At 44.5% G+C, this 11,130-nt stretch carries 14 protein-coding genes; 7 read left to right on the forward strand and 7 right to left on the reverse strand.

Annotated features, from left to right (window positions below; genetic code table 11):
• Positions 1 to 49: 49 nt before the first annotated feature.
• From Q7U33_RS04115 to Q7U33_RS04140, 6 genes are all read left to right on the forward strand, one after another.
• Positions 50 to 814, forward strand: coding sequence for a hypothetical protein (locus Q7U33_RS04115; RefSeq protein ID WP_304858325.1), 765 nt, complete (start codon positions 50 to 52; stop codon positions 812 to 814).
• A 73-nt stretch (positions 815 to 887) separates the two neighbouring features.
• Entirely contained in the window at positions 888 to 1,562 is a 675-nt protein-coding gene (gene radC, locus Q7U33_RS04120; RefSeq protein ID WP_304858326.1) for a DNA repair protein RadC, read from the forward strand.
• A gap of 36 nt (positions 1,563 to 1,598) precedes the next feature.
• The gene (locus Q7U33_RS04125; protein WP_304858327.1) at positions 1,599 to 2,837 is read left to right on the forward strand and encodes a DUF4010 domain-containing protein; all 1,239 of its coding nucleotides are present in this window, start codon (positions 1,599 to 1,601) and stop codon (positions 2,835 to 2,837) included.
• Positions 2,838 to 3,090: 253 nt separating this feature from the next.
• Positions 3,091 to 5,160 (forward strand): carbon starvation CstA family protein, encoded by a 2,070-nt coding sequence (locus Q7U33_RS04130; RefSeq protein ID WP_304858338.1) that lies wholly within the window; start codon positions 3,091 to 3,093, stop codon positions 5,158 to 5,160.
• Positions 5,161 to 5,170: 10 nt separating this feature from the next.
• Complete coding sequence (locus Q7U33_RS04135) at positions 5,171 to 5,362, forward strand: YbdD/YjiX family protein (RefSeq protein WP_304858328.1); 192 nt, start codon at positions 5,171 to 5,173, stop codon at positions 5,360 to 5,362.
• A complete protein-coding gene (locus Q7U33_RS04140; RefSeq protein ID WP_304858329.1) occupies positions 5,353 to 5,625 on the forward strand; it encodes a TIGR03643 family protein in 273 nt (90 codons plus the stop codon). The genes Q7U33_RS04135 and Q7U33_RS04140 overlap by 10 nt, the downstream gene beginning before the upstream one ends.
• 78 nt (positions 5,626 to 5,703) lie before the next feature.
• Here the strand turns inward: Q7U33_RS04140 and Q7U33_RS04145 are convergent, their stop codons facing one another.
• From Q7U33_RS04145 to Q7U33_RS04160, 4 genes are all read right to left on the reverse strand, one after another.
• Entirely contained in the window at positions 5,704 to 5,919 is a 216-nt protein-coding gene (locus Q7U33_RS04145; RefSeq protein WP_304858330.1) for a hypothetical protein, read from the reverse strand.
• Between the two features lie 137 nt (positions 5,920 to 6,056).
• Positions 6,057 to 6,842: a prolipoprotein diacylglyceryl transferase gene (gene lgt, locus Q7U33_RS04150; protein WP_304858331.1), complete on the reverse strand. Its 786-nt coding sequence runs from the start codon at positions 6,840 to 6,842 to the stop codon at positions 6,057 to 6,059.
• Between the two features lie 280 nt (positions 6,843 to 7,122).
• Entirely contained in the window at positions 7,123 to 7,995 is an 873-nt protein-coding gene (locus Q7U33_RS04155) for an SDR family NAD(P)-dependent oxidoreductase (RefSeq protein ID WP_304858332.1), read from the reverse strand.
• A 146-nt stretch (positions 7,996 to 8,141) separates the two neighbouring features.
• Positions 8,142 to 8,630, reverse strand: coding sequence for a hypothetical protein (locus Q7U33_RS04160; protein WP_304858333.1), 489 nt, complete (start codon positions 8,628 to 8,630; stop codon positions 8,142 to 8,144).
• Between the two features lie 99 nt (positions 8,631 to 8,729).
• Between Q7U33_RS04160 and Q7U33_RS04165 the strand changes: the two genes are divergently transcribed.
• The gene (locus tag Q7U33_RS04165) at positions 8,730 to 8,975 is read left to right on the forward strand and encodes a hypothetical protein (protein ID WP_304858334.1); all 246 of its coding nucleotides are present in this window, start codon (positions 8,730 to 8,732) and stop codon (positions 8,973 to 8,975) included.
• A gap of 141 nt (positions 8,976 to 9,116) precedes the next feature.
• Here Q7U33_RS04165 and Q7U33_RS04170 read toward each other — a convergent pair whose 3' ends face one another.
• From Q7U33_RS04170 to Q7U33_RS04180, 3 genes are all read right to left on the reverse strand, one after another.
• Positions 9,117 to 9,668: a hypothetical protein gene (locus tag Q7U33_RS04170; protein WP_304858335.1), complete on the reverse strand. Its 552-nt coding sequence runs from the start codon at positions 9,666 to 9,668 to the stop codon at positions 9,117 to 9,119.
• Between the two features lie 102 nt (positions 9,669 to 9,770).
• Positions 9,771 to 10,001, reverse strand: a complete 231-nt coding sequence (locus Q7U33_RS04175) for a hypothetical protein (RefSeq protein ID WP_304858336.1) — start codon at positions 9,999 to 10,001, stop codon at positions 9,771 to 9,773.
• An 80-nt stretch (positions 10,002 to 10,081) separates the two neighbouring features.
• Positions 10,082 to 10,945: a hypothetical protein gene (locus tag Q7U33_RS04180; RefSeq protein ID WP_304858337.1), complete on the reverse strand. Its 864-nt coding sequence runs from the start codon at positions 10,943 to 10,945 to the stop codon at positions 10,082 to 10,084.
• Positions 10,946 to 11,130 lie beyond the last annotated feature (185 nt).

Genomic DNA, 11,130 nt, shown 5'->3' on the forward strand with positions numbered 1-11,130 from the left:
ATAGTAGATAGCATACAACACCAATAACATTTATACGGCTTAATACACAATGTGGCGTAAATTTCGAATTATTATTCTGCTATTAATTTTAGCAACGGTTGTGCAAGAGGTCTTGTTAGATAAAGCTGATTTGGCTTGGAAGCATAATCTTTACGTTGCAGTATATCCCGTCAATGCAGATGCTAGCGAGGAAGTTGGTGCTTACTTACGCACGTTAAGTCGCGATGACTTTGAGCCGATGGCTGAGTATTTTGCTGAAGAGGCTGCGTCATATAGATTAGCTTTACGTCGACCGATAGAGGTGCAATTGGGCGCAATCGTGAGTGAACTGCCGCCAGAGCCACCTAAAAATGGCGGTATATTAAGCACCATGCTATGGAGCTTAAAGTTTAGGCTATTTGCTTGGCAAAATAGCCCTAAGGTGAATATAAAGCCAGATATACGCTTGTATTTGCTTTATCACGACCCTGAACATAACCCAGTGTTAGGTCATTCAACCGCCCTTAACAAAGGGCGAATTGGCCGCGTGAATTTGTATGGTGCTCCTGCTTACGCAAAAAAGAATTTAGTGGTAACAGCGCATGAGTTATTACATACCTTAAATGCAACGGATAAGTACGATTTACATAATAATTTACCTAGTTATCCTGATGGCTATGCTGAGCCAGATAAAATACCGTTACATCCTCAAAACTTTGCAGAACTGATGGGCGGGCGTGTCCCCAAGAGTGAAGCCGAAGCAGAGATTCCAAAAAGCTTGAAGCATACTTTGATTGGTGAAAAGAGTGCGCGTGAAATTGGATGGTTACGTTAGTCAATATTAGCAATGGATATAGTCGGATAGGCGTTGACAGTATTTTAATCTACACACAATAAAGGGGTGTTAAGTGGCAATAACTGACTGGCCTGCAAGTGAGCGACCTAGAGAGAAGCTAATAGAATTAGGCGCTGATGCTTTATCTGATGCTGAGCTATTAGCGATTTTTTTGCGTGTAGGTGTTACAGGTAAAAGTGCCGTAGATTTGGCGCGCGATTTACTCAACCAGTTTGGTAGCCTTAATGGTATTTTTGCTGCGAGCGAGCGAGAGCTTAGTCAGGTACATGGCATAGGCAGCAGTAAATATGTGCAATTACAGGCGATATTTGAAATGAGTCGTCGCGCTTTGAATGAACAATTGCAGCAACGCGATGTATTTCAGTCACCACAACAGGTGCGCGATTATTTAGTGCTTAAACTAGGTGCACTAACGCGAGAAGTCTTTATGGTATTGTTCTTAGATGCACAAAATCGCCTGACCGCTGCTGAGGAATTGTTTAGCGGTACACTTACCCAAACTAGTGTTTATCCAAGAGAGGTAGTGAAGCGAGCGATTTACCACAATGCAGCAAGTGTCATTTTTGCACATAATCATCCCTCTGGTACTACGCAACAGAGCGCCGCAGACGAGCAGTTAACGCAGCAGTTGAAACAAGCTTTGGCGCTGGTAGATGTGCGTGTGTTAGATCATTTTATCGTAGCGGGCAACCAAACGCTTTCGTTTGCTGAACGTGGTTTGTTGTAAGCAAAAAAGCGGAAAACTAACGAATGGAAGAAGTGTATGTTGATTGATAATACGTACTGGTTAAATTTGGCAGTTGCTTTAGGCATTGGCTTGCTGATTGGAGCGGAGCGAGAACGCAGTAAAGCTGATGGCGGCGATAGCACAATTGCAGGCGTGCGTACCTTTACCATTGCATCTTTACTTGGTGCTGTCAGTACCTCAGTTAATTTCTGGTTGCTCGTTGTGTCAATCATCAGTGTGACCATATTTGTTGCAACGGCATACTTTACGAGGAGAGATGAAGACTCTGGGTTAACGACAGAGATTAGCCTTGTTTTTACCGTTATTTTGGGAGGTTTAGCCATGAGTGCTGCTTCGATGGCCGCTGGGTTGGCAGTTGCTGCAGCGATATTGCTGGCTGCAAAAGAGCCTATCCATGGCTTTGTACGAGGTGTGGTCACTAAAGATGAGATGATCGACTTTTTGATTCTTGCAGCGGCTACCTTGATCGTGTTGCCTTTAGTGCCCAATGCTTTAGTTGGCCCGTTTGATGCTATTAACCCGCGTAACTTATGGTTAATTGTGATATTGGTCATGTTTATTGGCGCACTTGGCCATTTAGCATTACGTTTATTGGGTAGCCGTACAGGTTTGCCTTTAGTTGGCTTGGTATCAGGCTTTATCTCCAGCATAGCAACCATCGGTGCGATGGGCGCGCGTGTAAGAAAAGCGCCAGATTTAATGGGGGCTGCGGTGGCAGGGGCTACACTTTCAAGCCTGTCCACGGTGCTTCAATTAGGGATGTTATTAGCAGCGGTTCATCCAGCAACCTTACATGCATTAAAGATGCCTTTATTGTTTGGAGGGTTAACAATGGCGGTATATGGGGTTGTCATTACGCTGAATTCATTTAATCATCAAAGCCAAGAAATGAGCCAACCTAGCCGCTCATTCAGTGTTAAAACTGCACTGATATTGGCGTTAGTGATTGCTTTTGTATTGACTGCCTCGGCTGGTCTTAAAGCGTGGTTTGGACAAGCTGGTTTGGTGGTTGCATCTGGTGTGGCTGGCTTAGCTGATGTGCATGCGGCCGCCATTTCAGTGGCCTCTTTAGCCGCGAGTAGTAAAATTAATGCCACCAATGCTGTCGTGCCAATATTAGTTGCTTTTTCAGTCAATGCAATCTCTAAAATGATTACCGCTGCTGTTACTGGTGGAAAGGTGTTTTTCCAACAAGTGACCTTGGGTTTGGTGCTACAAGTATCAGCAATTTGGCTTGGTTGGTGGTTATTCTAATGATGGCTAATGTAAACCTAGAGCCTTGATTAAATCATCGAAGTGATTGAACCAGCGCCAGAGCTGCATTCTATTTCGATGCAAACGGTGCTGATTTTAGATGGATTACCAATACGAAATATTACCCATACTAGTATTAATAAAGCCCATTTAAAACAAGTGGTTCCAATATTATTTTGGTGGTGATTAGCCTCTGTGCTTTATACTAGCATCCATCTTTGAAATTTAATTCAAAACGTTTAACTACATGATGATGAATCAAAATATAAAAACAATTCTTTGGGTTGCCGTTGCATTTCTGGGCGCTTTTGCTGTGGCGGGTATTGCACTGAATCGCGGAGAAAGTATTAATGCACTATGGCTGATTACAGCAGCTGTGTGTATTTACGCAATTGCCTATCGTTTTTATGCCGCTTGGATTGCCGCAAAGGTTTTGGTGATAGACGAAACTCGTGCCACACCAGCAGAGCGCTTAGATAATGGCCGAGATTTTGTGCCTACCAATAAATGGGTGGTGTTTGGACACCACTTTGCTGCAATTGCGGGTCCTGGCCCTTTGATTGGGCCAACACTGGCTGCTCAGTTTGGTTATTTACCTGGCACGTTGTGGATTCTAATCGGTGCCGTATTAGGCGGTGCCGTACAAGATATGGTTACGTTATTTTTCTCTACGCGGCGCAATGGGCGTAGTTTGGGACAAATGGCACGAGATGAAATAGGCATGATAGGCGGCAGTGCTGCACTTATCGGCACGTTTTTAATCATGATTATCTTAATTGCGGTACTTGGTTTGGTCGTGGTCAATGCCATGAAGCATAGCCCTTGGGCAACTTCAACGGTGGCTGCAACAATACCGATTGCGATGATCGTCGGGGTTTATATGCGCAATATCCGCCCGGGACGAGTGTTAGAAGCTTCTATTATTGGCGTGGTTTTATTGTTGCTCTCGGTAGGGTTAGGTGGGTGGGTTGATCATCATGAAACCTTGCGTCCTCTGTTTGATCATGATGGATTGCCTTTAGCTTATGCCATTATTCTGTACGGTTTTGCAGCAGCAGTATTACCAGTCTGGCTTTTGTTGGCGCCTCGCGATTATCTTTCTACCTTCATGAAGCTGGGAACTATTCTATTGCTAGCAATCGCGATTGTTATTTTGCGCCCAGAGATTCATATGCCAGCAGTCACTCAGTTTGTTGATGGCACTGGCCCAATTTTTGGCGGAAAACTATTCCCATTTGTTTTTATTACGATTGCCTGCGGGGCTATTTCAGGTTTTCATGCACTAATCGCATCAGGCACCACGCCCAAGTTGCTAGGCAATGAACGCGATATTCGCATGATTGGTTATGGCGGAATGTTGCTGGAAAGCTTTGTTGCGATTATGGCGATGATTGCCGCAACCGTGCTTGAACCTGGTGTGTTCTTTGCCATCAATAGTCCAGCTGGCGTAGTTGGTAAAGAGGCAGTAGATGCGGTTGCCAAAATTAATAGCTGGGGGTTTGCCGTTACCGTAGAGCAAATGCAACAGCTTGCAAGTGATATGGGGGAGACGACATTGTTTTCCCGTACTGGCGGAGCGCCAAGCTTGGCTGTAGGCATGGCGAGTATTTTTGGCAGTGCTTTCGGTAAAGAGCTATTGGCGCTCTGGTACCATTTCGCCATTATGTTCGAGGCCATATTCATTTTAACCACGCTGGATGCTGGTACGCGAGTTGGTCGTTTTATGTTGCAAGACTTATTAGGTAACTTTAACAAGAAACTAGGTGAAACCTCATATACACCTTCTGTTATTTTGACGAGCAGTATTGTGGTGGCAGGGTGGGGATATTTCTTATATATAGGCGTGATTGACCCTAATGGTGGCGTTAATATTTTATGGCCATTGTTTGGTATTGCGAACCAAATGCTCGCGGCCATTGCCTTATGTGTAGCGACTGGTATTTTGGTTAAATCTGGTAAATTGCGATACGCTTGGGTTACTGGTTTACCGCTAGTCTGGCTGGTCATCATTACCACGACAGCGGCTTATGAAAAGATTTTTAGTGCGGATGTAAGAGTAGGCTTCTTTGCGGCTGCTAATGATATGGCTTCAAAATTAGCGTCAGGTCTGTTACCCCCTGAGAAAGCGGCAGTCGCGCCACAGCTAATATTTAACCAGCATTTAGATGCTTATTTAACCTTATTTTTTGTGGTTGTGCTCTGGGTGGTGATACTTGATATGGTTCGGTTATGCCTACGTTATTTGAGTGGTAAACCAGTATTAAAACTGTCAGAAGTGCCGCACGAACCAAGTCGTTTAGTGGAGCATTGGGTGAGAGATTAAAGAAATTAACATGTTAAATATATTCAAAAAACTATGGTGTTTTGTTCGACATGTTTCGGGTGATGATGCTTATGAGCAATACTTGAAACATCATGCTGAATTTCACCAAGCTACGGTAGATGCGCCACCAGCACTCTCGCGCAAAGCATTTTTTAAATTATGGCAGGACAGTAAATGGAAAGGCATTAATCGTTGCTGTTAGATTTAATAACAGAGCCTTTGGATGAAGCTCAGATATCTCGTGTGATTGAAATGGCATGGGAAGACCGTACACCGTTTGAGGCAATCGCATTTCAGTTTGGTATGAATCAAGATGGTGTCATTAAACTAATGCGCACTCATTTAAAACATAGTTCATTTAAGTTGTGGCGAGAGCGTACGCATGGGCAAATGACTAAACATGCAAAACTAAGGTCTAGCGCTGTCACTAGACATAAAGCTAACCACCGAGTAAAGCAGTTTTAATCTTCTTTTTTAAAAACGCTTAATACGTTCGTGTTAAGGCCATAGTTTTAATAAGTAGTTAAGTGTCCCCGACTATGTTTAGTGCGAGCGTCTACGATCCGCATCCACTTGTGCGGAATTCACTCTGCGTTCTGGTCCTGCATATTCCACATACTCATCATAACTTAACTCAGTTACTTCAAAGTCAGACTTTGAATGGCTGTTATGAGTGGAGATAAACTCTGGGTTGACAGGGGTCGTATTGGCCGCTTGATGTTTTCTAAAAAACACATTATTTAGAAACTTCTTAATCATGGCACTCCTTATATTAACAGCTGTATGGTCTGTAAAATAATAAGCCTAATGATGGCATAAGCCAAGTTAACAATTGTTAATTAAGTTAACACGAACTGTAGCGTCTTGAGTCGTTAGAGATTGAGGCTTAGTAATGATTAAAACGCACGCTTTTTATTGCAAAAGACAAACATCGCCACGCCAATTAAAACCATAGGTAAGCTCAACCATTGTCCCATGCTTAAACCCATTGATAGTAAACCTAGGTAATCGTCTGGTTCACGCGTGTATTCTACGATAAATCTAAAGCTACCGTAACCGATTAAAAATAGTGCTGAAATTGTGCCAGTTGCCCGTGGTTTTGAGGCATATATCCAAAGTATTAAAAACAGCAAAACACCTTCAAGCGCAAACTCATAAAGCTGAGAAGGGTGACGTAACGCGCTATCAACTCTTGGAAATACCATCCCAAACTGACTATTGGTCACTCTGCCCCATAGCTCAGCATTGATAAAGTTACCCATGCGGCCAGCGCCTAAACCAATAGGCACTAGTGGCGCAACAAAGTCCATGGTTTTAAGCCAGTTTTGAGGATATTTTCTACCAAAAAGCCACATGGCCACCAGCACGCCTAAAAACCCACCGTGAAAGCTCATGCCACCTTGCCACACCGCAAAAATCTCTATTGGATGCTCAATAAAATAAATTGGCTGATAAAACAATACATAACCTAAGCGACCGCCAAAAATTACCCCTAGCGCCCCGTAAAATAAAGCATCATCCAGCATTTGGTTTGTCCAGCCATGCCATTTTCGATGGTTAATTTGGTATTTACCTAATGCCAAAAATGCCAAAAATCCAACTAAATACATTAAGCCGTACCAATGGATACCAAAAGATCCAAGGTGAATAGCAATAGGGTCAAACTGCGGGTGAACAAACATGTGCGCTAACATCAATTGAATAGAGGTATGATTTTACCTAAGTTTTGACACTTCACAACGACTTAGTTGCGCAGAAGTGGTTTCTATAGTGACTTAACAATAGTATTTAAAACGATTAGGTCGCGATTACTTGCAGTGCATATTGTTGATTGAGTTTAGAAGAAGTTGCAATATAAACATGAAGAGTCACTTGAAAATTATAGCTGACACAGCTCCTCAAAAATTAGAGTGATGTGTATACTTTTTTAAGGCAAGTCCACACGTCCGCTTGAAGGAAGGGTTAGGCCGCTCCAGCCGCGTTTAGTCGAAGAACGGTTTCCGTTCTTTGCCACAGATTCTGACCGAGTGTGGGGGCGCGGGCTTCCTTGGAAGAACGAGCATTGGGTATTAGGCGATTGGTAATCAGGTTCGCACTAAAATACTGTCCGTTTATGCTATGCGGATTGTCTTGGGTGAGCATTGCCACCAAATTCTCCCCGCCCTTCTCTTCGTTGAACATCATCGCGCGACCGATACGGGTGTTGTATGACACATCAAGCACGCCCGCCGCATCCCGTCCGATACGGGTCGCCACAACACCCGGATGGAATGCTGCGGCGGTGATGCCGGTTTGCGACGTTTGACGGGCGATTTCACGTGCGAACAACAGAGCCGCCAACTTAGAATCGGAATAAGCTGTTAGCGTTGAATACCGGCGCTTATCGAAATTCAAGTCGTCGAGCTGTATCCTGCCAAACATGTGGGCTATGCTGCTGGTGACAACTACATGGGCACCACTGGCTGATAGCCGGTCGTGCAAGAGGTGTTGCAAGAGAAACGGAGCGAGGTAGTTAACTTGCAGCGTAAATTCGTGGCCGTCTTCGGTAATGACCCGCTTACCCATCATCGTGCCCGCATTATGGGCTAGCACGTCAATGGCGGGATAGGTCTTGAGGAGTCGCTCGGCGAGCATGCGAACCTCGCTAAGTCGGGCGTAGTCCACGACGAAAGGTTCCACTCCTAGTTCTGCGGCCAACGCGGTGGTCGCCTCCTTGGAGCGACCAATGGGTACTACGATTGCTCCTTGTCGAGCAAGCTGTCGCGCCGCTACGGCACCAATCCCCGAACTTGCCCCAGTAATAACCACTGTCTTGCCCGTCATATTCCAAGTCATATCTACTCTCTTAATTTTGTTTAGGTTGATTGAGAACATGCATATTTCGAGTGCGGCCTAACGTTTGAATTAAGGGGCACGCTTTAGCGTGTCCCGCTTGAATGATGGGTTAGGCCGCTCGGGGCTAGCTTCGGAGTAGCAGCATTTCATTTTCTGGTTTGCCGTGATTGTTGAGCGGTGGCACTTATTCCAGATGCAAACCACACGCATACCATTGAAGTGAAAAGTTCTAGAATTTCTTTAGGCTCAGTCGGTTGTTCAAGGTCAGGACCACAACACTTTTTTAGGTATTGCGAGAGGGGAAGCAAATCCTCCATAGTAATTTTGAAGTCGATGTTGTGGCTGAGTTTGTTTCGCAGACTGTTCAGATGCTTGATTGCAGGAATGGAGTTGTATTTCTCAGGGTAATTATCCGTGGCAAGAAGAGAAACCTTCTGTCCAAATGTCTGTTTCGATGCTTCCCAGTCCAGTTTTGGGTGGCAAGTTTTTAGGTATTCATCAAGGTAATGCTCGATAATCAAGTGGCAAGACAGAAAATAGCCAAGTAACTCATAATCCAAATTCTCAAGGCGTTGCCATGTGACGTTACCATCTCGGATTTCACCTACCAGAGGGGGAAGACCAGTTCTCTTCATAGAGGCCTAACTTACAGAGTTGAGCAACACCCCGCAGCGCGGGATGAAGCGGTCAATTGTATTTTGTGATTGACCGCGCCCGCGCAAGTGGGCGTAGTCGTGAGCGTAGCGAACGATGTGTGCTCTAACGAGACGTTAGATTTTGTCGCCAAAGGTGTTAGTGATGCCATGTTACTTGCCATTGTTTCATCCCCTGTTGCCGTCCCTACGTTCAGAAATATTAGCCCTAGAATGCGGCTTTTAATCGAAGAGCTTCAATGCGGCGTTCGCATGAACGCTTTTAGTTATGCGACGACGCATATTGCGCTCTTCGCTTTTTTACCATATTTTGGTCGGTGTATATAGCGCCATTTTTGCGCTATGATTATCGGTTGCCTTGTTCAAGGCTTTGCTTTTTCTTCATCCGAAGCGCTGCCAAAATCTAACGTTTGAATTAAGGGGCTGGCTTTAGCCAGTCCCGCTTGAATGATAGGTTAGGTGTTGCACTCATATCAGCCGATTGCATGCAGCAAGTAGAACTTCATGGGACTGAAGAAACGCAGGCAGCTTGGCATCTATGGCTCGTGCCTCTGCTCGAACATGCTCGGGAAGATTCTCTGGGTCCATTTGACGTGTGATCACACTAACGTTGCCATTGCCATCAGGAACGGTATAAAGAACGATTTTTTCGGCAAGTTCGTTAGCTGCGGCAATAAAGATGGCTTGCTTGCTACGAAGCTCTTGGTGTGTGAAGAAGTGGGCTTCATCAGTCCATGTCTCGACTACCGTATAGAGCGGAACGGTGGCTGCCTTTCGGAGTGGTAGTAAGAAATCATGTCCTTGTAGCTCTCTAAGTAGGCCCGAGTCAGCAAAGAGCGAGCGAAAGCTCTTAGCAAGCTCGTAATCATGGCTAGAAAGTGCATGTGAAGCTTTTGTATTGGGAACCTCTGCAGGTTTAGACGGTGACCAGCCGAACGTAGATAGGAACCTCGTTCTCGGCGCTTCGAAAGCGAACACGATGCCGACTACCGCTAGAACAAAACCTGCTATCTCAATCATTCAGTGATCCTAACACCTAACGTTTGACATAAGGGGCGCCGAAAGGCGTCCCGCTTGATGGATGGGTTAGGCAATGCCTAGTAACAGATGTAAAGGGAACGCTCATAACTGCCTTGAAAAGTAAGCAATAAGATTAATTAACGCGAGAAAGCCTACTATTAATATGAGCTGCCCAAATTGACCAAGCATCCAGTATTTCTTGCTTGCATCAAACTTTCCGGTAGCTTTACCAAAGCTAACTTTATCTACTAACCATCGTAAGAAATTGTAGCCAATTATTCCCGCGATGACACCTAGAAGAATTTTAAGCGGAAACAATAGGAAATTTTCCATTGATTGCCTAACGTTTGAGGTAAGGGGCGCGCTTTAGCGCGTCCCGCTTGACCGATGGGTTGGGCATGCCAAGGTTAAAGTTATTGAGGTTCATTAGGGTTGATGTATTTTCCATCTTTAAAGATGTACGTGACATTTTTTGCAGGGATAAGTGCACCTCTATGTTCTTTACTTTCTGTACCAGTTCGAGTTACCAATAGGTCTGGATATTCGGAGGTGGAACCATTGACAACAGATATTGCACCTTTGTAGCTATAGCAAGGGCCTGCGCCATCCTTTATACCCTCTGGAGGTTCATTTTCGTCGCAAGTTCCTGAGTTGTTTCCACCTGTTTGAACATAACCAACGTCGTGCCATGAGTTTTGAGCAAAAACGAATATTGTTTTTCCTTCATCAAACCATCCACCCATACCACCTGAAGCGTCAAGCATTACAGCCAATGAGTTTGGTGAAAGTTGAAGAACTTCAGGTTTTACTTCATCAACCTTGCCCCATGAGCCCGCCACTCCAAATTGGGGTTGTTTTGAAATAACTTCCCACTGATTAGAGTTTTGTTTATAAGTTATTGCCCCAACATCAACACCGCTAGCATGAGCATCAACTGGTTGACCTGATTCATCCAGACTTTGTGTTGCAAAGAACTTTACGTGGAGATTGTTGGTTCCGACCTTGATTGATTGCTCAAACCAAAAGTTCGTTAGTTTATCGGGTGCTGTTTTCACTTTTCCACTTGGGTCAGATACGCCAAACAGTTCTTTTAAAGCAGTTTCATTATTTGGTACTTGCAACGCTTTAGGTTCTTCCGCTACATTTTCTTGGCTGATAACTTCTGGTTGATTTTTGCTTTGAAAATAAAGATATGCTGATGCTCCAATTGATAGCACCAATGCCCCAGATAGTGCACCGATGATGATTGATTGTTTTGACGATGATTGCTGACTCATAATTTACCTTTTATTTGTTTTGTTAATGAAATTGTTAAATGCCCAACGTTTGAATTAAGGGGCGCCGTTAGGCGTCCCGCTTGAATGATGGGTTAGGTACTTCAAATTAAACCTTAAACCCTAAGTAGCTAGCCAAAAAGATAAAGGCAAATATTGCAACACCAAAGGCGGGCCATGCCATAGCT

It is taken from the genome of Methylotenera sp. (assembly GCF_030653755.1).
GTDB lineage: Bacteria > Pseudomonadota > Gammaproteobacteria > Burkholderiales > Methylophilaceae > Methylotenera.

Coding starts and splice junctions, on each gene's coding strand:
- Q7U33_RS04115 (WP_304858325.1), top strand. CDS start 50: ATGTGGCGTAAATTTCGAATTATTATTCTGCTATTAATTTTAGCAACG.
- Q7U33_RS04125 (WP_304858327.1), top strand. CDS start 1,599: ATGTTGATTGATAATACGTACTGGTTAAATTTGGCAGTTGCTTTAGGC.
- Q7U33_RS04130 (WP_304858338.1), top strand. CDS start 3,091: ATGAATCAAAATATAAAAACAATTCTTTGGGTTGCCGTTGCATTTCTG.
- Q7U33_RS04135 (WP_304858328.1), top strand. CDS start 5,171: ATGTTAAATATATTCAAAAAACTATGGTGTTTTGTTCGACATGTTTCG.
- Q7U33_RS04145 (WP_304858330.1), bottom strand. CDS start 5,919: ATGATTAAGAAGTTTCTAAATAATGTGTTTTTTAGAAAACATCAAGCG.
- lgt (WP_304858331.1), bottom strand. CDS start 6,842: ATGTTTGTTCACCCGCAGTTTGACCCTATTGCTATTCACCTTGGATCT.
- Q7U33_RS04155 (WP_304858332.1), bottom strand. CDS start 7,995: ATGACTTGGAATATGACGGGCAAGACAGTGGTTATTACTGGGGCAAGT.
- Q7U33_RS04160 (WP_304858333.1), bottom strand. CDS start 8,630: ATGAAGAGAACTGGTCTTCCCCCTCTGGTAGGTGAAATCCGAGATGGT.
- Q7U33_RS04170 (WP_304858335.1), bottom strand. CDS start 9,668: ATGATTGAGATAGCAGGTTTTGTTCTAGCGGTAGTCGGCATCGTGTTC.
- Q7U33_RS04175 (WP_304858336.1), bottom strand. CDS start 10,001: ATGGAAAATTTCCTATTGTTTCCGCTTAAAATTCTTCTAGGTGTCATC.
- Q7U33_RS04180 (WP_304858337.1), bottom strand. CDS start 10,945: ATGAGTCAGCAATCATCGTCAAAACAATCAATCATCATCGGTGCACTA.